This window comes from Streptomyces sp. NBC_01003, from assembly GCF_045162695.1.
GTDB lineage: Bacteria > Actinomycetota > Actinomycetes > Streptomycetales > Streptomycetaceae > Streptomyces.
The window spans coordinates 4750240-4771347 of sequence record NZ_CP108707.1 but is presented as its reverse complement, the minus strand read 5'-3'; the positions used below and the strand labels follow the sequence as shown (position 1 = coordinate 4771347).

The 21108-nt window shown below is 73.0% G+C and carries 20 protein-coding genes; 12 read left to right on the top strand and 8 right to left on the bottom strand.

Features of this window, described 5'->3' with window-relative positions:
* Positions 1-241: 241 nt before the first annotated feature.
* A complete protein-coding gene (locus OG698_RS21780) occupies positions 242-1588 on the top strand; it encodes a dicarboxylate/amino acid:cation symporter (protein ID WP_326774602.1) in 1347 nt (448 codons plus the stop codon).
* Between the two features lie 125 nt (positions 1589-1713).
* A complete protein-coding gene (locus OG698_RS21775) occupies positions 1714-2361 on the top strand; it encodes a TetR/AcrR family transcriptional regulator (RefSeq protein WP_406104836.1) in 648 nt (215 codons plus the stop codon).
* Here the strand turns inward: OG698_RS21775 and OG698_RS21770 are convergent.
* The 3 genes from OG698_RS21770 to OG698_RS21760 form a co-directional block, all read right to left on the bottom strand.
* Positions 2341-3192, bottom strand: coding sequence for a MaoC family dehydratase (locus tag OG698_RS21770; protein WP_406111208.1), 852 nt, complete (start codon positions 3190-3192; stop codon positions 2341-2343). The genes OG698_RS21775 and OG698_RS21770 overlap by 21 nt on opposite strands.
* 5 nt (positions 3193-3197) lie before the next feature.
* Entirely contained in the window at positions 3198-4511 is a 1314-nt protein-coding gene (locus OG698_RS21765) for a 3-oxoacyl-ACP reductase (protein WP_406104834.1), read from the bottom strand.
* A 132-nt stretch (positions 4512-4643) separates the two neighbouring features.
* The gene (locus OG698_RS21760) at positions 4644-5516 is read right to left on the bottom strand and encodes a helix-turn-helix domain-containing protein (RefSeq protein WP_406104832.1); all 873 of its coding nucleotides are present in this window, start codon (positions 5514-5516) and stop codon (positions 4644-4646) included.
* A gap of 264 nt (positions 5517-5780) precedes the next feature.
* Between OG698_RS21760 and OG698_RS21755 the strand changes: the two genes are divergently transcribed.
* Positions 5781-7208, top strand: a complete 1428-nt coding sequence (locus OG698_RS21755) for an MFS transporter (protein ID WP_406104830.1) — start codon at positions 5781-5783, stop codon at positions 7206-7208.
* On the opposite strand, the gene OG698_RS21750 is transcribed toward OG698_RS21755, so the two are convergent.
* The 3 genes from OG698_RS21750 to OG698_RS21740 form a co-directional block, all read right to left on the bottom strand.
* Positions 7205-8254 (bottom strand): ATP-binding protein, encoded by a 1050-nt coding sequence (locus OG698_RS21750; protein ID WP_406104828.1) that lies wholly within the window; start codon positions 8252-8254, stop codon positions 7205-7207. The two genes, OG698_RS21755 and OG698_RS21750, sit on opposite strands and share 4 nt — an antisense overlap.
* Positions 8255-8550: 296 nt before the next feature.
* The gene (locus OG698_RS21745) at positions 8551-8865 is read right to left on the bottom strand and encodes an AzlD domain-containing protein (protein WP_399971011.1); all 315 of its coding nucleotides are present in this window, start codon (positions 8863-8865) and stop codon (positions 8551-8553) included.
* Positions 8862-9698 carry an AzlC family ABC transporter permease gene (locus tag OG698_RS21740; protein ID WP_406104826.1) on the bottom strand — a complete coding sequence of 279 codons (837 nt, stop codon included), beginning with the start codon at positions 9696-9698 and terminating at the stop codon, positions 8862-8864. Before OG698_RS21740 ends, OG698_RS21745 begins: the two co-directional genes overlap by 4 nt.
* Positions 9699-9783: 85 nt before the next feature.
* Between OG698_RS21740 and OG698_RS21735 the strand changes: the two genes are divergently transcribed.
* Complete coding sequence (locus tag OG698_RS21735; RefSeq protein WP_406104824.1) at positions 9784-10347, top strand: helix-turn-helix domain-containing protein; 564 nt, start codon at positions 9784-9786, stop codon at positions 10345-10347.
* 121 nt (positions 10348-10468) lie between these two features.
* Here the strand turns inward: OG698_RS21735 and OG698_RS21730 are convergent, their stop codons facing one another.
* Positions 10469-10672: a cold-shock protein gene (locus OG698_RS21730; RefSeq protein ID WP_006138897.1), complete on the bottom strand. Its 204-nt coding sequence runs from the start codon at positions 10670-10672 to the stop codon at positions 10469-10471.
* A gap of 292 nt (positions 10673-10964) precedes the next feature.
* Between OG698_RS21730 and OG698_RS21725 the strand changes: the two genes are divergently transcribed.
* Together OG698_RS21725 and OG698_RS21720 are read left to right on the top strand one after the other, a co-directional pair.
* On the top strand, positions 10965-11828 hold the full coding sequence (locus tag OG698_RS21725) for a menaquinone biosynthetic enzyme MqnA/MqnD family protein (RefSeq protein ID WP_100598013.1): 864 nt from the start codon (positions 10965-10967) through the stop codon (positions 11826-11828).
* Between the two features lie 295 nt (positions 11829-12123).
* Entirely contained in the window at positions 12124-13806 is a 1683-nt protein-coding gene (locus tag OG698_RS21720; RefSeq protein ID WP_406104821.1) for a protein kinase domain-containing protein, read from the top strand.
* Here the strand turns inward: OG698_RS21720 and OG698_RS21715 are convergent.
* Positions 13784-14290, bottom strand: coding sequence for a hypothetical protein (locus tag OG698_RS21715; RefSeq protein ID WP_406104819.1), 507 nt, complete (start codon positions 14288-14290; stop codon positions 13784-13786). The two genes, OG698_RS21720 and OG698_RS21715, sit on opposite strands and share 23 nt — an antisense overlap.
* 49 nt (positions 14291-14339) lie before the next feature.
* Between OG698_RS21715 and OG698_RS21710 the strand changes: the two genes are divergently transcribed.
* From OG698_RS21710 to OG698_RS21685, 6 genes are all read left to right on the top strand, one after another.
* Complete coding sequence (locus tag OG698_RS21710) at positions 14340-15035, top strand: hypothetical protein (RefSeq protein ID WP_406104818.1); 696 nt, start codon at positions 14340-14342, stop codon at positions 15033-15035.
* A gap of 32 nt (positions 15036-15067) precedes the next feature.
* Complete coding sequence (locus OG698_RS21705) at positions 15068-15805, top strand: prepilin peptidase (protein ID WP_406104816.1); 738 nt, start codon at positions 15068-15070, stop codon at positions 15803-15805.
* Positions 15806-15884: 79 nt separating this feature from the next.
* Positions 15885-17084, top strand: a complete 1200-nt coding sequence (gene mqnC / locus OG698_RS21700; protein ID WP_406104814.1) for a cyclic dehypoxanthinyl futalosine synthase — start codon at positions 15885-15887, stop codon at positions 17082-17084.
* Between the two features lie 7 nt (positions 17085-17091).
* Positions 17092-17691, top strand: a complete 600-nt coding sequence (locus tag OG698_RS21695; RefSeq protein ID WP_406104812.1) for a hypothetical protein — start codon at positions 17092-17094, stop codon at positions 17689-17691.
* Between the two features lie 34 nt (positions 17692-17725).
* Positions 17726-18415, top strand: coding sequence for a demethylmenaquinone methyltransferase (locus tag OG698_RS21690; RefSeq protein WP_266673174.1), 690 nt, complete (start codon positions 17726-17728; stop codon positions 18413-18415).
* Positions 18416-18583: 168 nt separating this feature from the next.
* Complete coding sequence (locus OG698_RS21685) at positions 18584-21091, top strand: zinc-ribbon domain-containing protein (RefSeq protein WP_406104810.1); 2508 nt, start codon at positions 18584-18586, stop codon at positions 21089-21091.
* Positions 21092-21108 lie beyond the last annotated feature (17 nt).

Sequence of the window (21108 nt, the reverse complement as noted above, 5' to 3'; positions counted from 1 at the left end):
CCCCTTTGATGTTCTCAAAGCATGAGTGTTAACGTGATTGCCATGAAGACATCCGCAGGCCACATGCCCATGAGCGTTCCGCTCGTGGCGCGCCTGCATGTCGACCTCTGCCGTTGCATGTCCGCGGCCTGTCGCCTCTGAAGCGACTCCCCCCGATGCAGCGGCGCCCCTGGTTCTCCCTCCCGCGGTGGCCGCTTCCTTACGTCCGACCCCACCCGCGCGTCATCACTGGAGTGTGTCCGTGTCCGCGAACACCGCGTCCGCGTCCGAGAAGCAGAAGCCCCGCTTCCGGATACCCATCCCCTTCTGGGCCCAGGTCCTGCTCGGCCTCGTCGTCGGCCTCGTGCTCGGCTATGTCGCCCGCACCTACGACGTGTCCTGGCTCGCCACGACCCTCGACAAGGTCGGCGGCATCTTCATCCAGCTCCTGAAGCTGGCCGTGGCCCCGCTGGTCTTCTTCGCGATCCTGGTGTCGATCACCAATCTGCGGAAGGTCAACAACGCCGCGCGGCTCGCCAGCCGCACCCTCCTGTGGTTCATGATCACCTCGCTGATCGCGGTCGTCATCGGCCTCGCGATCGGCCTGATCACCAACCCGGGCAACGGCTCGAACCTCACCCCGGCCGACGGCTCCAAGCCCGACCACGCCGGCTCCTGGCTGGACTTCCTGACCGGCATCGTCCCGACCGACGTCGTCACGCCGTTCACCGAGCTCAACGTCCTGCAGATCGTCTTCATGGCGGTCGTCGCCGGTGTCGCCATCCTGAAGATCGGCCCGAAGGCCCAGCCGATCCTCTCCCTGTCCGAGTCGGTGCTCGAGCTGCTGCAGAAGGCCCTGTGGTGGGTCATCCTGCTCGCCCCGATCGGCTCCGCCGGCCTCATCGGCCGCGCCATCGTCCAGTACGGCTGGGACCTCCTCGGCAACTACGCGACGTTCACGATCGACATCTACGTCGGCTGCGCCCTGGTCCTCTTCGGCGTCTACCCGCTGCTCCTCGCGACCGTCGCCAAGCTGAACCCGCTCCAGTTCTTCAAGGGCGCCTGGCCCGCGATCCAGCTGGCCTTCGTGTCCCGCTCCTCCGTCGGCACGATGCCCGTCACCCAGCAGTCCGCCGAGCGCCTCGGCGTCCCGCGCAACTACGCCTCCTTCGCCGTGCCGTTCGGCGCGACGACCAAGATGGACGGCTGCGCCGCGATCTACCCGGCGATCTCCGCGATCTTCGTCGCGCAGATCTTCGACGTACAGCTCGGCATCAAGGAGTACCTGCTCATCGCGTTCGTCTCGGTGATCGGCTCCGCCGCGACCGCCGGACTGACCGGCGCCACGGTCATGCTGACGCTGACCCTGTCGACGCTCGGCCTCCCGATGGAGGGCGTGGGCCTGCTCCTCGCCATCGACCCGATCCTGGACATGATGCGCACCGCCACGAACGTGGCCGGACAGGCGCTCGTGCCGGTCATCGTGGCCGCCCGCGAGAACATCCTGGACCGCGTGAAGTACGACAACGCCACCGCGTCTCCCGTCGAGGAGCTCGTGGTCGAGAGCCAGCACGAGGACGAGCCTCAGGCGGTGGGTGCCGCCGCCTGAGTCCCCAGGCTCGTACCCGTCCGCACCCCGCACCCGCCGGTTCCCTCCGGTCGTGGTGCGGGGTGTGTGCGTTGTGGTGGCTACGCTTGCGGGCGGACGCGGTGTGGAGAGAGGCGGGGGCCGGGGTGGGCGAAGTGAGGGCGAAGCGGATGCCGCGGGCCGTGCGGGAGCGTCAGATGCTCGACGCGGCGGTGCGGGTGTTCGGGGAGCGTGGGTACCGGGCCGCGTCGATGGACGAGATCGCGGAGTTCGCCGGGGTGTCGAAACCGCTGGTCTACCTGTATCTGAACTCCAAGGAAGAGCTCTTCTCGGCGTGCATCCAGCGCGAGTCGGCGGCCCTGATCGCGGCGGTACGCGCGGGTGTCTCCGGCGGCGGGGACGCCGATCGGCAGCTGTGGGACGGGCTCCGGGCGTTCTTCACGCACACGGCCCAGAACCCCGACGGCTGGGCCGTCCTGCACAGCCACGCGCGGACGGGAGGCGAGCCGTTCGTCGTCGAGGTCACGGCCGTGCGGGAGGAGATCGTCGCGTTCGTGACCGGGCTGCTCGCGGCGGCGGCCAGGGAGGCGCACGGCGATCCCGCGCTGCCCGACCGCGAGGTCGCCGGGCTCGCGCAGGCGCTGGTCGGGGCCGCGGAGTCGCTGGCCGGCTGGGCCAACACGGACCCGTCGGTCACGGCCAAGGAGGCCGCGGCCACGCTGATGAACTTCGCCTGGTCGGGCCTCGGGAACCTGACGGAGGGCCGGCGCTGGTCACCCGCCCCCGGCGCGTAGCACCTCGCCCGTGACATGGGTGCGCGTCGCCGAGCGGAGCTCGAAGGCGGGCCCCCGGGACGCGTACGTCACGCTCGCCGGCAGGAGTACGGGTGCCTTGAACGCGGCGCGCACCTGCACCTCGCCCTCCGCGCCGTGTTCGGCGAGGCAGCGGGCGACGGTCCACATGCCGTGCGCGATGGCACGCGGGAAGCCGAAGAGGCGGGCCGTGAGCGGGTGCAGATGGATGGGGTTGCGGTCGCCGGACGCGGCGCCGTAGCGGCGGCCCAGGTCGCCGGGCAGTTTCCACTCGGCCACTGCGGGCAGCGGCTCGGGACGCTCCTCGCCCGCCGCGTCGTCCCTGGGGGGTGCGTCGGTGCGGTGGCGCGCCAGGTAGGTGCTGGTCGAGGTCCACGCGCGCGTGTCGCCCGCCCGCAGCTCGGTGACGACGGTGGCCTCGGTGCCGCGCCGGTGGGGCGCCAACTCCTTGACGTGTACGGAGAGTTCGTACGCCCTGTCGACCGGCAGGTCGTGCCCCTGGGTGATGGTGATGGAGGTGTGGACGAGGCCGAGCAGGGGGAGCGGGAAGCGCCGTCCCGCCATGATCCGCATCGCCAGGGGGAAGCCGAGCACATGCGGGTACGTGACCGGGAGCGCGGCGGAGTCCCCGTCGAAGCCGCACACCTGGCGGTACGCGGCCAGGCGGGTGCGGTCGGCGCGTGCGGCGGGCAGGACCAGGCGGGTCGCGGGGGCCTCGGCGCCGGGGCGCGGGCGCTTGAGGGGGGAGAGGAGGGCGCCGCGGGCGAGGAGGGGCGGCAGGGACGGGGCGGCGGTGAGCGTGACGGTCGTCATGGTCGTCACGCCCCGAGCAGGCTCTGGCCGCAGACCCGGACGACCTGGCCGTTGACGGCGCCGGAGGCGGGGTGCGCGAACCACGCCGTCGTCTCCGCCACGTCCACCGGCAGCCCGCCCTGCCCGAGCGAGTTCATGCGGCGGCCCGCCTCGCGGATGAACAGCGGGACCGCGGCCGTCATCTTCGTCTCGATGAAGCCGGGTGCCACCGCGTTGACCGTGACGCCGTGTTCGGCGAGTGCCTTGGGGGCGAAGGCCCGGGTCAGTCCGGCGATGCCCGCCTTGCTCGCCGCGTAGTTCGTCTGGCCCGCGTTGCCCGCGAGACCGGCGATGGACGCGGTGGCGACGATGCGGCCGCCGCGGCTGAGCGTGCCGGACTTGAGCAGCGCGTCCGTGGTGGTCAGGACGCTCGCCAGGTTCACGTCGAGGACCGTGGCCCAGCGGTCGGCGGGCATCTTGGCCAGGGTGCGGTCCCGGGTGATGCCCGCGTTGTGGACGAGGGTGTCCAGGGCGGGGACGGCGTCCGTGATCCGCTCGGCCGCGTCGGGGGACGTGATGTCGAGGGGCAGCGCGGTCGCGTCGAGGCGGGCGGCCACTGCATCGAGGTCCGCCCGCGCGGACGGTACGTCCAGGAGGATCAGGCGGGCCCCGTCCCGCGCGAGGACCTCCGCCACCGCCTCGCCGATGCCGCGCGCGGCGCCGGTGATCAGGGCCGTGCGGCCGGCCAGGGGGCGCGCCGGGTCGGCAGGCGCGGTGGTGTCGCCGGCAGCGACCTCGATCACCTGGCCGCTGACGTACGCGGACTTGGGCGACAGGAGGAAACGCAGCGTCGACCCGGCAGCTGCCACGGGCCCTTCGACACGTACGAGGGTGACGGTGCGGCCGCGGCCGGTCTCCTTGCCGAGGGAGCGCACGAACCCTTCGAGTGCCTGCTGGGCGGCGGCCTGGTGGTGGTCGTCGCGGGAGAGCGGGGCGCCGAGCACCACGATCCGGCCACTGGACGCGACCGAGCGCGCGACCGGGTGCAGGGCCGCGTGCACCTCGGCGAGCGTGGGAATGTCCGTGACCGCCGTGGCGTCGAGGACGATCGCGGCGGGGCGCTCGGCCGCCGACCGCACCTCGAGGCCGGTGCGCGCAAGCAGCCCCGCGAGCTCCGCCGTGTGCACGGATTCGCCGGCCGTGAGATGGAGCAACGGGCCCTCCAGCGAGGGCCGTTCGGGCGTCCAGCGGTGCAGCTGTGCGGGCTGGGGGAGGCCTAGGCGACGGGTCAGGAAGCGGCCCGGGGCCGTACCGGTGAAGTTCAGATAGCGGTCGGCCATGGTCCGGCTCCCTGCTCGGTCGGTAATTTACTTCCGAGTAAGGTTACTTAACAGTCAGGAATTGGTCGAGACGGAACGCCCTGCGCGCCCGGCGCGCGGGGACACTCGAACGGGACTGAGGCGTAAGGGAGTTCAGGACTCCCGGCGGTCCGGGCGGGCCGCCGGGTCCAGGCGCAGCATCGCCGCCTCGTCCGGGCTGCCGGGCTCGGCCTGATAGGTGACGAGGCGCTGCCCGCCCGTGCGCGCCAGCTGCATGACCTCGAACGTGAGGGTCATCGCGCCGACCTTGGGGTGCGCGAACGTCTTGGTGCCGCCGCCGCGCTCCAGAACCTCGTAACGGTCCCAGAGCCTCGCGAAATCCGGTGACTTCAGGACGAGTTCACCGACGAGGGCGGCCAGCTCCGGCGAGTTCGGGTCCTTGCCGCCCACCGCGCGCAGGTGCGCCACCGACTGCGCGACCGTCTCCTCCCAGGGGACGTAGAGCTTGCGGCCCACGGGGTGCAGGAACAGATACCGCGTGATGTTGCGCTCCTCGTCCGGCCAGTCCCACAGGCCGGGCAGGAGGCGGCGGCCCGCCGGGTTCGCCGCCAGCACGTAGTTGTGCCGGCTCACCACGTACGCGGGCAGCGGGCTCAGCGCCTCCAGGACCCGCAGGACCGAGTCGCGCACCGTGCGGTCGGTCGTGGGATGGGGCTCGGTGAGGCGGCCCGAAGCCAGCTCGGCCAGGTCGTGGAGGCGCTCGTGCGCGTCGCCGCACAGCCGCAGGGCTCGGCTGATGGCGTCGATCACGGCCGTGGAGGGGTTCGTCTCGCGGCCGCGCTCCAGCCGCGTGTAGTAGTCGACGCTGACGCCGGAGAGCGTCGCCAGCTCCTCGCGGCGCAGGCCGGGCGTCCGCCGGATCCCCGCGCCCGCGGGCAGCCCCGCGTCCGCCGGGCTCACGAGCGCGCGCCGCGCCTTGAGGTACCTGCCCAGTTCCGTGCCGTCCTGCGTCGCTCCACCAGCCATACCCCCATTCTCCCTGCTCGGCGACGTCTGTGGGGGGCCGTGTCAGGACCAGGAACAGCGCGCCCCGGTGAACGGCGCCCTGCCACCTCGGGGCAACTCCGCGCAGAGTTGGTCCCGTTGCGGGCGGCCCGGCCACCGCGGACCCAGGGGGTGCACGACACCGGGCCGCGGACGCGGTCGCCGGAGCCGCCCGCACGAAGCCTTACCGGGGAGGAACGACGGACCACGTCGCCCACCCGTTTCTCCACCCGAGGAGCCCCGACCATGCCGTCCGCCGCCACCCGCCCCGACCAGCGGAACCCGACCCGTGCCCCCAGCCCGGCGACCGGTGCGCGGGCACCCGTACAGGCGTCCGGCTACGCCCTCGTCGCCGCGCTCCTCGGCTTCACCGTCATCTCCATCGACGTGTCCGCCGTGAACATCGCCCTGCCCGCCATCCGTACGTCGCTGCACGGCGGCATCACCGGACTTCAGTGGATCGTCGACGCGTACACCCTGATGTTCGCCGCGCTCATGCTCTCCGCCGGTGCGCTCGCCGACCGGGCCGGTGCGCGGCGGGCCTACGCCTGGGGCGTCGGACTGTTCACCCTGGCCTCGCTCGCCTGCGCCCTCGCGCCCGGCATCGGCACGCTCGTCGCGGCCCGTGTCGTCCAGGGCGGCGCCGCTGCCGTCGTGATGCCGGCCTCGCTCGCGCTGATCCGCCAGGCCTACGACGACGCGCGGCACCGCGCTCGGGCCATCGCGCTGTGGACAGTGGGCGGTTCGGTCGCCATGGCCGTAGGCCCGGTCCTCGGCGGCATACTCACCGAGGCCGCCGGCTGGCGCGCCGTCTTCTTCCTGAACCTGCCCGTGGGCGCCCTGATCCTGGCCCTCCTCGTCCGCGTCCCGCGCTCCCCGCGCCGTCCCGCCCCGCTCGACCTGGCCGGTCAGGTCACCGCGGTCCTCGCGCTCGCCGGGCTCGCCTTCGCGGTCATTGAGGGCGGCCACGCCGGCTGGACCGCTCCGTCGGTCCTCGCGGCACTCGCCGTGGCCGTCGCCGGGGCGCTCGCCTTCCTCGCCGCCGAGAAGCGCCACCGCGCGCCCATGGTCCCGCTGCCCCTGCTGCGGCGGCGCGACGTGAGTGTGTCCCTCGCCATCGGCTTCGCGGTCAACGTGGCCTTCTACGGCGCGATCTTCCTGCTCGGCCTCTACTACCAGCAGCTGCGCGGCATGTCCGGCACCGAGGCCGGCCTCATGTTCGTACCGCTGGCGGCGATCATCACGTCGACCAACCTGATCTCCCCGCCGATGGCCGAACGCTTCGGCCGCCGTCCCGTCATCGTGACCGGACAGGCCGTCCTCGCCCTCGGCATGTTCTGCCTTCTGCCGCTGGCCGCGGACACCCCGGTCTGGCTGATCCTTCTGCTGCTCGTCCCGACGGGCATGGGCGGCGCGTTCGCGGTCCCCGCGCTCACCGCCCTGCTCATGGACAGCGTCCCGGCGGCCCGCGCGGGCACCGCCTCCGGCCTCCTGAACGCGTTCCGCCAGACCGGCGGCGCCCTCGCCGTCGCCCTCTTCGGCTCCCTCATCGCGGGCGGCGCGAGCGACGGCTTCTCCCTCGGGGGCATGCGTACGAGCCTGGTCGTCGCGGGCGGGCTCCTGTGCGTGACGGCGGCGCTGGCGGCCTGGGCCCTGCCCAGGAAGAAGGGCTAGGACGGCAAGGCGGGGGCGTTGTGCAGGCAGTGCGCCAGGCAGCGCCGCCGGAACTCGGCGTCCTCGCCGAGCCGTTCCAGCAGATGCTTGCCGTACGCGCGCGTGGCCGCCGTCATGCGGAAGGCGCCGGGGCCCGACAGTTCGGGTGTGATCAGGCAGTGGGCCGCGAGCCCCTCGAAGGCGCGGGCGAGTTCGTCGGGCGGCAGCCGGTCGTCCGCGCACACCGTCACCGTGTCGGACAGGGTGAAGGGTCCCGTGAAGACGGAGGCCCGCGCCCACAGCAGCCGCTCGCCGGGCGGGCAGAGCCGCTGGCTCCAGCGCAGCGAGGCGCGCAGCGTGCGCAGCCGGTGCGGCAGTCCGGGCATCGGGGCGGGCAGGTCGAGCAGGCGCTCGGGGCGGCCGATCAGCGACAGCAGATCGTCGGCGTCGTGGCCCGTCAGCTGGCCCGCAGCGATGCGCAGGGCGAGCGGCAGACCGCCGAGCGCCGCGCAGATGCGGCGGGCCGGCTCGGGGTCCGGGTCCCGCGGCGCGCCGAGCGCCCGCGCGGCCGTCCTGAGCAGGCGGGCCGCGACGTCGGGGGCGAGCAGGGGCAGCGGGAACGTGACCGGAGTGTCCAGCGGGACCCTGCTGGTGGCGAGGACGCGCAGCTCCGGGCACGCCTGTACGAGGTGCAGCAGCGTGGCGGCGCACTCCGAGGCCTGCCGCTCGCAGGTGTCGACGACGAGAAGCACCGGGCGCCGCCCGATCGCGGCGGCCAGCGCCGGGAGCGGAAGCACCGCGGGATCGCCGTCGAGGCGCAGGGCGCGGGCGAGCGCGTGCGGCACGAGCCCGGGGATGTCGAGCGTGGCCAGGTCGGCGGTGCCCTTCGCGGACCAGGGTTCGCGGCGCATGCGCCGTACGACTTCGGCGGCGAGCGCGCTCTTGCCGACGCCGCCCGGCCCGGCGATCGTCACCAGGCGCTCCGCGCGCAGCAGCCCTTCGAGCGCGGCCGCGGCGCCACCCCTGCCGACGAGTGCCGCGGCCCGGGTGTGCAGGAGCTCCGGCATGTTCTGGTGCCTCCGTCGTGCTGCGTCGGCTTGCGTTCCGGCCGGATGCGGCCGGCATGTGCCGGGCGGGCGGTCCCCGGCATCGGCGCGGGCGCAGAAATCGGTACGCCTGTCCTCTGCGCCGGGTCCGGTCGGTGACGCGGGCCGATCAGAGTAGCGGCGGTTCCCACGAGGCCGGCCCGCGCGACCGGTCGGGTCCGCTATCCGTCCGTACGTTGTCGAATCGGCCCGTCCGGGAGCGATTCAGAGGCGTTACTCGCCCGATCGGGAGCGGATTCCCGTACATGCAGGGGTCGTTACGACACGCCCGCGAGCCGCAGGAGGCCCGTCGTCGCGGCGGCCACCACCACGACGACGGCGAAGGGCGCCTTCCGCCACGCGAGCAGCCCGCCGGCCAGCACCCCGGCGGGCCGGGCCCACCCGGCGAACCCGTGTCCCTCGGTCAGCGCCCCCGTCGCGAGCAGCGCCACCAGCAGCACGGTCGCCCCGACGGTCAGCGACTCCTGCACCCGCGCGGGCAGTTCGACCCGCCCGTGCAGCAGGGGCCCGGCGAGCCGGAAGGCATAGGTCCCGGCGGCCAGGACGAGGACGGCGACGAGCGTGGCGTTCACGAGGAGGCTCCCGGGGAGGTCGTACGGGTAGGGGCTTCCGGGCCGGTCGTACGGGAGGGGGATCCCCGGCCGGTCGTACGGGACGGGGTTCTCCGGCGGGGCGTGCGGGCCACGAGCAGGCCCGTCAGCGCCAGCAGGACCGGTATCCCCGCGGGCAGCACCGGCGTCGCGGCGACCGCGATCACCGCACCGGCCGCCGCGGCCCGCCGCACCCCGGCCCCGCCGCGCAGCGCGGGCAGCACGAGGGCTAGGAGCACCGCCGGGAACGCCGCGTCCAGACCGAACCTGGCCGTGTCCCCGAGCGTGGAGCCCGCGAGCGCCCCGGCGAGCACGCTGAGGTTCCAGGCCGCGAAGAGCCCGAGGCCCGATATCCAGAACGCCGCCCTGGGCCGCCGGGGATCCCGCTGGGCGAGGACGAACGCCGCCGTCTCGTCGGTGACGAGGTGTGCGCCGACGAGACGCGCGGGCCAGGACCGGCCGAGCGCGTCGGCGACGGCCAGACTGAACGCCGCCGTGCGGGTGTTGAGCAGCAGCCCGGTCGCCGCGGCTGCCACGGGACCGCCACCCGCCGCGAGTACGGCGACGGTGCTGAACTGCGCCGACCCGGCGAAGACGATCAGCGACATCAGTACGGGAACCCAGACGGGCAGCCCGCCGGTGACCGCGATCGCGCCGAAGGAGACCCCCACGACGGCGTCGGCGAGGCAGACGAGCGCGATGTCGCGCAGGAGCCCCCGGTCGGTGTGGGCGGGAGCGGCGGCGGGGTCCGAGAGCACGGGCCGGTCCTCGGCCGTTCGTTCAAGGGGGCCATCTGTTCGGTGTGGCGAACGCATACTCGTAGAATGGGCACAGGGCCGTCTGTTCGTCAAGGCGAACGAGTTGGTCCGCCACAGCGAACGAACGGTGAGTAGGAGCAGCATGGCCGGCCAGACCCCCCGCCTCCCCCTCGACCGGATCGCCGCGGCCCTGCGCCGGGAGCGCGGCCGGGCCGGGATCTCCCTGTCCGAGCTGGCCAAGCGCGCGGGGATCGCCAAGTCCACGCTCTCGCAACTGGAGTCGGCGAGCGGGAACCCGAGTCTGGAGACCCTCTGGGCGCTGAGCGTCGCGCTCGATGTGCCGCCGAGTCTGCTGCTCGACGCGCCCCGCCCCGTCGTCCAGATCATCAGGGCGGGCGAGGGGATCGCGGTCCCGTCGGAGCAGGCCGACTACGCGGCGACGCTGCTCTCACCGAACCCGCCGGGCTCCCGGCGCGACCTCTACTTCCTTCAGGTCGAACCCGGCGCGCCCCGCGACTCGGAGCCCCATATGCCGGGCGCCGTCGAGCACATCGTGGTGGGCACCGGCCGGGTCCTCGCGGGACCCCAGGACGACCCGGTCGAACTCGGCCCGGGCGACTACATGTCGTACCCCGGCGACGTCCCGCACACCTGCCGCGCCCTGGAGCCGGGTACGACGTGCGTCCTGGTCATGCAGTACGCGTGAGCAAAAAGGCAGGAGCCCCGTCTCCGCCTCGTGCCGGGGCACTTGGCGGAGCGGGGCTCCTTGGGTACTGCATCCGTTCCGGAGTCACGACGTCCCAAGGGCAAACCTGGGGACGCCCCACTTACATGGGGGTGACGTTCTCCGCCTGCGGGCCCTTCGGACCCTGCGTGACGTCGAAGCTCACGGCCTGGTTCTCCTCGAGGGAGCGGAAGCCGTTTGCGTTGATCGCGGAGTAGTGGACGAAGACGTCCGGGCCGCCGCCTTCCTGGGCAATGAAGCCAAAGCCCTTTTCAGCGTTGAACCACTTCACGGTTCCGGTAGCCATAAGCCCTCCTTGGGCCAAAGGGTCGCCCTGCTCCAGAACCTGCAAATGCACTTGCGAACAACTGCAAAAGTCTGAATACGACGAGAGCCCGCGGTCACATGCTCCGCAGGCTCTGTACTGCAAGGGAAACCAAACTGCAACTTGCGGGCGAGCCTAGCACGCAGGCACCGGAATGCAATAGAGGGAAAGATCACGTCACCCGGAGGTTTGACACGGGGCGTCAAAGGGTTGACAGGGCCGACTCGGGGACCCTGAATCCTGCACCGTACCGCATGGGGTCTAGCCTCGCGATGTGGACAATTCTCCCGAGACCCCGCAGCGCAACCGGCCACGAGTCGGCCACATCCAGTTCCTCAACTGCATGCCCCTGTACTGGGGACTTGCCAGGACGGGAACGCTCCTCGACCTCGAGCTCACGAAGGACACCCCGGAGAAGCTCAGCGAGAGCCTCGTCCAGGGCGACCTCGACATCGCGCCCATCACCCTCGTCGAGTTCCTGAAGGCCGCCGACCAGCTCGTCGCCTTCCCCGACCTCGCGGTCGGCTGCGACGGCCCGGTGATGTCCTGCGTGATCGTCTCGCAGGTACCTCTCGACCAGCTCGACGGGCGGCGGGTCGCGCTCGGCTCCACCTCGCGCACGTCCGTGCGCCTCGCGCAGCTGCTGCTCGCCGACCGTTTCGGCGTGCAGCCCGACTACTACACGTGCCCGCCGGACCTGGGCCTGATGATGCAGGACGCGGACGCGGCCGTGCTCATCGGGGACGCGGCCCTGCGCGCCAACCTCCACGACGCGCCGCGCCTCGGGCTCCAGGTCCACGACCTGGGCGCCCTGTGGAAGGAGTGGACGGGACTGCCGTTCGTCTTCGCGGTGTGGGCCGCCCGCAAGGACTATGCGGAGCGCGAGCCGCTCATCACGCGCAAGGTGCACGAGGCGTTCCTCGCCTCCCGGGACGTGTCCCTGGAAGAGGTCACCAAGGTCGCCGAGCAGGCCTCCCGCTGGGAGGTCTTCGACGAGCAGGTCCTCGAGCGCTATTTCACGACGCTCGACTTCCGCTTCGGCGCGCGGCAGTTGGAGGGCGTCACGGAGTTCGCCCGCCGGGTGGGCCCGACGACCGGCTTCGCGGCCGATGTCCGGGTCGATCTGCTGCAGCCGTGACGCGGTAGCTCCGCCGTCCCCGGAAGGCGTACGGGAATTCCCCCGCGGGAATTCGCGTACGCCTTCTGCGTGCCGCCCCTCTCGCGGGCGGGGCAATTCCGGCTATCCGGAAACAACGGGCTGTTCGGTGACGATCGACGGTGAACGTCAGGAATTTCACCGGTGAACGTTTTGAATACACGGGGCGCGCGGATATCGGAGTGATGCGTTCCGCGAGGCGGCGACTACGGGAAGGCGTGACAGGGGAGGACTACCCTGGCCCGACCGGAGCGTGGGCACAGGGGGAGGCCAGGCCATGCAGTCGCTGGAAGCCGGCGAACCGACCACGATCGGGCCCTACCGGCTGCTCGGAAGGCTCGGTTCCGGCGGAATGGGCCGCGTCTATCTGGGGCGCAGCGCCGGAGGCCGCACCGTCGCAGTGAAGGTCGTCCATCCGCACTTCGCGCTCGACGAGGAGTTCCGGGCGCGCTTCCGGCGCGAGGTGGACGCCGCGCGGCGGGTCGGGGGCGCCTGGACCGCGCCGGTCCTCGACGCCGACCCGGAGGCGTCCGTGCCGTGGGTGGCGACCGGTTACGTGGCCGGCCCCTCCCTCGCGCAGGCCGTGAAGGAGCGCGCCCTGCCCGACCACTCCGTACGGGTCCTGGGTGCGGGCCTCGCCGAGGCGCTGGCGGCGGTGCACGGCCTCGGGCTCGTCCACCGCGACGTGAAGCCGTCGAACGTGCTGCTCACCGTGGACGGCCCGCGCCTGATCGACTTCGGTATCGCCCGCGCCACCGACGGCACCGCCTCCCTCACCTCCACCGGCGTCTCGATCGGGTCGCCCGGATACATGGCGCCCGAGCAGATCCTCGGCAAGGGCGTCACGGGCGCCGCCGATGTCTTCTCCCTCGGCGCGGTCCTCGTCTACGCGGTGACCGGCACCTCCCCGTTCCCCGGCGACTCGTCAGCCGCGCTCCTCTACAAGGTGGTGCACGAGGAGCCCGAACTCGGCCTGGCGCGCGGGGGACTGCGCGACGTCGCCGCCGCGTGCCTGGCGAAGGACCCGGCCGCGCGGCCCACGCCCGAAGAAGTGGCGCGCGCTCTCGCCCCGCAGGGGGCGGCCCGGCTCGTGGCGGCGGGGTGGCTGCCGGGCGCGCTGGTGGAGCAGGTGGGGCGTAGCGCGGTGGCGCTTCTGGACCTGGAGGGCGCGGCGCCGGCGGGTGCCGCGGAGCGTTCGGGGCCGGTCGGATTCAGCGAGCCGTCGGTCGACCGGCCGTCGGACGTGGCGGGGGCGCCCGCCGGGGTGTTCGGACCGCCCGATCCCGCGTACGGACCGGTCGTCCCGCCCGTGCACGCGCCCGCCGACTCTGCCCCCGCCGACGCCGTCCCCGCGCCGCGCACCGAGGTGCCGGGTGCCGGAAAGCTCTCCGTCAGTGTGGCCGCGACGTCCGTGCCGGGCGCCGGCGGTCGCGGGCGGAGGATCAGCTGCACGGTCGCGCTCGGTGTCGCGGGCGCGCTCGCCGCCGTCACCCTCGGCTCGGTGTTCCTCTTCGACCTGCTGCCCGGCTCCTCGAAGGGCGGGAGCGACACCGCGGGCGGCCGTCCACCCGCGGCGACGGCCTCCGCCTCGGCCCCGAAGGGCACCGTCCCCGCCTCCTTCGTGGGCACTTGGGAAGGACCCGGCACCGGCCTCGGCGGCACGCTGCCGATGGGCACGTTCCGCGTCACCGTCGAACAGGGCCGGATCGGCGAGGAGTTCGGCACGTTCCACCAGACCGACCCGATCGGCGCAGTCTGCGAGGACGTCCTCGTCCTCGAGCGGGTCGAGAAGGACCGGATCGTCGCCACGGGCATCGCCAAGAAGTCGAACGGCGGGCAGTGCACCACCGGCCGCCACGAAGTCCGCCTGATCAAGTCGAAGTCGGGCGACCGTCTCACCTACGAGACGGACAACCCGCGCGCGGGCGACCCCGTCGCTACGATGCGGCGCGCCGGCTGACGCGGATGTACCCCACGACCAGGGCCGCCGTCGCGGCGACCGTCGCGGCCAGGCCCGTACCGCAGACCCAGGGGTGGTGGTCGAAAACCCAGCTCGGGCTAGACGAGCCGCGGCCCGACGGCGGCCAGGTGTCGACGACGAGGCTCAGCAGGAGCACCAGCGCGATCCCCTCAAGGACGGCCGCGGCGAGGTGCAGTGGCGAACGCCCCTTGCCCGCCCCGCCGTTGACGCGGAACCCGGAGAACGCGAACGCCCACACCAGGGCCGGGAACACGGCCCCCAGCACGACCGCGAACGCGTGCACACCGCCGGGCCACGCGTCGTCCGCCCAACGCCACACGGTCTCGCCCCACAGGAAGGCGCCGACCGCCATGAGGACGATGCCGCCGCCGATCACGAGAAAGATCAGACAGCCGAACAGGGCGTTGCCACCACGGGCCTTGCGCGGCTTGGGAGGCTTGGGCGGCTTGGAGGGGCGTGGCATCCGGGGAGTGTGTCACGGTGCGGGGGACACATCGAGGGGGAGCGGGGACATGGGATTCGGCAGAAACAGGGGTGCGGCCGGGCCGCTGGTCGAGCCGGTGGCGTGGGAGGACGTCAGCTGGTTCGTGGTGACCGACGTCGAGAGGGCCGCCTCGTTCCCGCGCAAGCCGGTGAAGGGCCGCCTCGCCGTACGCGTCCCCACGGCCGTCGCGGGCGTGCGCTACTTCGCCCCGGCGGCGTACGTCGTGGGGGACGGCGATGACGGCGGACCCCACGAGCTGTACGAGGCCGGGGGCGCGCAGCGGCTCGTCTGCACGGTGACGGCGGCGGGCGACGCGCATCTGGTCACCGACGCGGCGGGCGCCGAACTCGGCCACGTCCACCGCACCCCCGCCGTGAAGCGCACCGTCCAGCACGGGCTTTGGCTGCGGCAGCCGGACCGGCCCGACGCCGTCGCCCGCTACCACTGGGCCAAGGGCAGCGCGAAGGACATCGCGACGCGCGGCAAGGACGGCGCGGTGCGCGGCGCGGGCGCGCTCGTCGGCAGCGTCGTCGACTCCGTGCTCAGCCTGGGCGCCGAGGGCGGCGACCAGTCCGGTACGCGCACGGCGAAGCCGGTGACGTGGCGGGCCGGCGAGGAGACCGTACTGACGCAGGGGTACGTCGACGGCGTCAAGTCGTATGTGCCGCAGGCCGGTTGGCTCGACCGGCGGCTCGCGTTCGCGCTGGCGGTGCTCGGCCGGTAGACGACGCCGACAGGTGCGGGGAAGGGGCGGGGATGGTGGATCTGTTGCTGGTCGTGGCCGGGGCGTTCTGGGGTGCCGTGGCCGGGCTGTTCGTGCCGCGGGCCGCGTACCGGCTGTCCGTGGAGCCGGACGAAACCTGGCGGGCGAGTTGCCCGGACGGGCATCCGCTGCCGGGCGGTGTGCGCGGATGGCTGGGGCGCGGGCGGTGCGGGGAGTGCGGCAGGGCGCTCGGCCCGGGCACCCTGATGCCCGTCCTGCTCACCGCCGCCGTCTGCGCCGTCCTCGCCGCCGCCACCGGCGTCCGCCCCGAACTGGGCGCCTGGCTCCTCCTCGTCCCGCCCGCGGTGCTCCTCGCGGTGGTCGACGCCCGCGTGAAGCGCCTGCCCGACGTCCTCACTCTGCCTCTCGCCGCGGCCGCCCCCGTCCTGCTCGGCCTGGCCGCGCTGCTGCCCGAACCGGGCGGCGACTGGCCGACGGCGCTGCTCGGCGCGGTCGCGCTCGGCGGCGGCTACCTCGTGCTCTTCCTCATCCACCCCCAGGGGATGGGGTTCGGCGACGTGAAACTGGCGGTCGGCCTGGGGGCGGTGCTCGGCTGGTACGGGTGGGGGCTCCTGTTCATCGGCACGTTCGCCGGGTTCCTGTTCGCCGCGCTGTACGGCGCGGGTCTCGTGATCGCCCGGCGGGCCGGCCGCAGGACGGCGATCCCGTTCGGGCCGTTCCTGCTCGCGGGCGCGCTGGCCGGCGTCCTGATGGGCGCCTACGCCGCCTGACGTCGGTGGCGGGAGGCCCCTGGCGTACGCTGAGATCGTCCGTCCACAACCCTTACGAACGAAACGAAAGGGACGCCCGGTGACCGAGAAGGCCGACCTTCAGACCGTCCTCGACCGTGCCGCCGCGGGTGGACGCATCACCCCCGAAGAGGCGCTCGACCTCTACCGCGACGCTCCCCTGCACGCGCTCGGCGCGGCCGCCGACGCCATCAGGCGCTGCCGCTACGCCGGCACCGAGCACATCGCGACGTACATCATCGAGCGGAACATCAACTACACGAACGTCTGCGTGACGGCGTGCAAGTTCTGCGCCTTCTACGCCGCGCCCAAGGACACCGCAAAGGGCTGGACGCGCGACCTCGAAGACATCCTGCGCCGCTGCGCCGAGACCGTCGAACTCGGCGGCACCCAGATCATGTTCCAGGGCGGCCACCACCCGGACTACGGCGTCGAGTACTACGAGAAGCACTTCTCCGCCATCAAGCAGGCGTACCCGCAGCTGGTCATCCACTCCCTCGGCGCGTCCGAGGTCGAGCACATGGCCCGCATCTCCAAGGTCTCCGTCGAGGAGGCCATCGAGCGGATCCACGCGGCCGGCCTCGACTCCTTCGCGGGCGCCGGCGCCGAGCTCCTCCCGGCCCGCCCCCGCAAGGCGATCGCCCCGCTGAAGGAGTCCGGCGAGCGCTGGCTGGAGATCATGGAGGCGGCCCACCGCCTCGGCGTCGAGTCGACGTCCACGATGCTGATGGGCACCGGCGAGACCAACGCCGAGCGCATCGAGCACCTGAGCATGATCCGCGACGTACAGGACCGCACGGGCGGCTTCCGCGCGTTCATCCCGTACACGTACCAGCCGGAGAACAACCACCTGAAGGGCCGTACGCAGGCCACGCTCTTCGAGTATCTGCGCATGATCGCCATCGCGCGGATCTTCCTCGACAACGTGGCCCACATCCAGGGCTCCTGGCTGACCACCGGCAAGGAGGTCGGCCAGCTCTCGCTGCACTACGGCGCCGACGACCTCGGTTCGATCATGCTGGAGGAGAACGTCGTCTCCTCGGCCGGTGCCAAGCACCGCTCGAACCGCCTGGAGATCATCGACCTCATCCGCAAGGCGGGCCGCGTCCCCGCGCAGCGCGCCACGACGTACGAGCACCTCGTCGTGCACGACGACCCGGCGAACGACCCGGTCGACGACCGCGTCCAGTCGCACATCTCGTCCACCGCGATCGAGGGCGGCACGGCGCACCCCGAGCTGAAGCTCGTCTCCACCAACTGAGGTCCTTTTGCTGACGATTCACGTGGCCGAGGCCTCGCCCGAGGCCGCGGTCCTGGTCGACGGCGCGTCCGTCGCCGCCCTCGGCCCGTACGAGGACCTCGCCGCCGTCCGCCCGCAGGCGCGGGTGCGGCGGTGGCCCGGCATCCTCACGCCCGGCCTGCTCAACCCCTACGGGCCCGAGATCCTCGAAGGCACGTACCACCCGGACCCGCGCGAGGCCGACGAGTTCGGCACGCGGCCGGTCGTCGGGGAGCGCGCGCGGGAGATCTTCCGTGCCGATCCGTCCCGGGTCGGGGCCAGTGCGCGGCGCGGCATCCAGCAGTTGTTCGCCCACGGCACGGTCGCCGTGGGCGGGGAGCTGCGCTCGCGCGCGGTGGTGGACGCGGTGCGCAGGGCCGGGCTCGCGCTCGGGCAGCGCCCGCCGAACCAGCCGGGGCCGGTGTCCTTCTCGCCGGCGCCGCTCGTCCTGCTGCCGCCGCTGACCGTGGGCGGACCGGCCAGGTTCGCCGTGTTCGACGTGCCGGACCGCGCCTCGCTCGTCCGGCTCGGCCCGGCCACCTGTGTGGCCACGGTCGTCGAAGGGCGCCTGGTGTACCGGCGCCGCTGACGCCTGCCCGGGGGCGTACTGCCACAATGGACGCGTGACCCGCGCATCCCTGGACAAGCAGCCGCACGAAGTCGCTTCGATGTTCGACGACGTGGCGGACCGGTACGACCTCACCAACGACGTGCTCTCGCTCGGCCAGGCCCGGCTGTGGCGCAAGGAGGTCGCGAAGGCCGTCGACGCGCGGCCCGCGCAGAAGGTCCTCGACCTCGCGGCCGGTACGGCGACGTCCTCGCAGCCGTTCGCGCAGGCCGGCGCGTACGTCGTGCCCTGCGACTTCTCGATCGGGATGCTGCAGGTCGGCAAGAAGCGGCACCCGTGGATGCCGTTCACCGCGGGCGACGCGACGAAGCTGCCGTTCAAGGACGACACGTTCGACGCCGTGACCATCTCCTTCGGCCTCAGGAACGTGCAGGACACGGACACGGCGCTGCGCGAGCTGTACCGGGTGACGAAGCCCGGCGGGCGCGTCGTGATCTGCGAGTTCTCGCAGCCGACGTGGGCGCCGTTCCGCACCGTGTACACCGAGTACCTGATGCGCGCCCTGCCTCCGGTGGCCCGCGCCGTGTCCTCGAACCCGGACGCGTACGTCTACCTCGCCGAGTCGATCCGCAGCTGGCCCGACCAGCCGGCGCTCGCGGCCCGCCTCCAGAAGGCCGGCTGGTCGGACGTGGCGTGGCGCAACCTGACCGGTGGCGTCGTGGCGCTGCACCGGGGCGTCAAATAGCCGGTCCTTCGAGCGGCGGGCCGTCAAGTCCCTTTCGCTGCCTGCCCGTTGTGCCGATTACCCGTCACGGGGAACCGGTCACCGGGAAAGATGTGTCCGTTGAGTACGTGGTGACTGCCGGTCACCCTTGGTGACGGTACGACTTTCCCGGATGACGGAGCACTTCCCATGGCGTCGTTCTGCCCGCACTGCGGAGCCCAGGCTCCCGACGAGGCCCGCTTCTGCATGACGTGCGGGCGGGAACGAACGCCGGAGCGCGAGCCCGATGTTCAGGGCCCGTCGGCACCTCCCGCCGCACCCTTTGGTCAGCCCGGTCAGCCGCCTGTTCCGCCGCTCGCGCCGCCCGCCGCCCCGCCGCCGCCCGCGTTCGCCCCCGGCGGGCCCTCGCCCGTCGGCGCCTACTTCGGGCGGGCCTTCCGCGGCGACTGGGCCGGCTCGGCGCAGGCCGCGCTGTGGCCCGTCGGACTCCTGGTGATCGCCGCTGTCGCCCTCGCCATCCCCTCGTACGGGCAGGGCAGTGACGTCGTCGTCGGGTTCGGCGACCGCATGCGGATCTCGCTCGCGTTGCTGCTCCAGTCGCTCGGCGGCGGCTTCGAGGTGTCGGCCTCCTCAGGCTCCTCGCCCTTCGGCGGCGGGGACTCGCCGTTCGGCTCCGGGGGCGGTGACATGGGGGCGGAGCTCAGCGGCGGCGCCGCGCTCTCCCTCGTCCCTCTCACCGTCACCGCCCTGTGGATCCTGGCGCTCTGGATCGGCGTACGCGTCCTGCGCTCGCGCCTTCGGGCCCGAGCGGCCGTCCCCGACGCTCACCCCACGCCCGTCCCCGGCACGCCCGGGCTCGAAGCCGCCCTGCGCGTCGCCCTGTTGGTGACCGTCGGCGTCCTCGTACTCGGCCTGTTCGCGCAGCCCTCGATCCAGGGCGTGCGGATCTCGTCGTCGCCGGTGCTCGCCGCGCTCGGGGCGCTCCTCATCTCGCTCACCGTCGCCGCCGGAATGCTGCACCGGGACGACCTGGCCCAATGGCTCGCCGCCCGGCCGGGGGCGCTGGCGCTGGTGCGGGCCACCGGAACGGCGCTGCGCGCGCTCGCCGTCGTCCTCGTGATCTGCTCGCTCGCCGCCTTCATCGGCATCGCCCAGATCGACGACCTGGGTGACGTCTCCGACGTGTCCGACCTGGGCCAGGCCGACCTGTCGCCGCTGCTCCTCGCCCTGCTCGTGCTGCCGAACCTCGGCGCCATGGCGCTCGGCCTCGGCTGGGGCGCGCCCATCTCCTTCGAGGCGGGCGGCAGTTCGTCGTACGGGGGCGGCTACCAGCACCAGTCGTTCGGCCTCTCCGAGCTCGGCGACGTCACCAACTCCTGGACGGTCGTGGGGGCGCTGGCCCTCGGCACCGTCTGCGCGCTGACCGTGGGCGTGATGGCCGCGCGCAGGTCGGCCGACCGTCGTGAACAGCTCCTTTCCGCCGGGATCTTCCTCTGTCTCTTCCTGCTGCTCGGCGCGCTCGGCGGCCTCGGGGTGCAGGCCACCGGGGCCGCGTCCGACCTCGGCGGCAGCGGCACGGGCAGCGCAGGCGTGGGCCTCGGCATGGCGGAGGCGCTCCTGTTCGGGCTGCTGTGGGTGTTCGCGGCGGCGTTCCTCGCGCCGTATCTGATGCAGATGGCGGGGGCGCGGACGGGGATCGTGCCGGAACCGCAGGTGCCGCCGGGGGCGTTCGGGTCCGCGCCGGGTGTCCCGGCGCCGGTGCCTGCCATGCCGGAAGCGCCCGCCGAGCCGCCCGCCCCCAACGAGCCGCCCGCCCCCACCGACCCGCCGAGCCCCGCCGTCGCGGCCGCCCTGCCGACGGCCACCGCCCCTCCCACGCCCACACCCACGCCTCCTCCCGGGCCCACTCCCGGCCCCGCCGCCCCCGCCCCCGTCCACGACCCGCACACCTTCCAGCTCGGTGTGCGGCCGGCCGCCGCGCCCGCCAAGTCCCCGCGCCGCGCCGGGATCTGGGTCGCCACCATCGCGGGCGCGTTCGTCATCGGGGGCGGTGTGGCGGCCGGCGTGCTGCTGCTCCAGGACCACGGCGGCAAGGACGACGAGGCGGGCCGCGACGACAGGCCCGCCGTCAGCACCGAGCAGCCCGCCACGTCGCAGCAGCCGACCCCGGCGCCGAGCCCCACCCCGAGCGCGACGCCGGACCGGGCCACGGACCCCGCGCCGGACGCGAGCCCGGACGCCGGCGTTCCGTCCGGCTACCGCAAGGTCGCCGACCCCATGGGCTTCTCCTTCGTGATCCCCGACGTGTGGTCGCGCGAGGGCGTCGAGAACGGCAGCCAGATCACCTACGCGGGCAGCACCGGCGCCGAGCACTACCTCATCGGCGTCATCCCGAACGCGGGTTACACCTCGTACGACAACATCCTCAACATGGAGAAGCACGCCAAGGAGGACAAGAAGAAGCAGGACTACCAGCGGATCGACCTGCGCCGGAACACCTTCCAGGGGCGGCAGGGCGCGATCTGGGAGTACACGTACCGCGACGAGGGCGGCCGGACGATGCACGGCATCGACCAGTCGTACATCGCCGAGGACGGCACCGAGTACACGATCTTCCTCGTGGGGCAGCAGGACGTGTGGGCCGACCTGAAGAAGACGTACCGGACCGGTCTGGAGTCCTGGCGCCTGACGAACTGACGCGGCCGGGCGCTGCG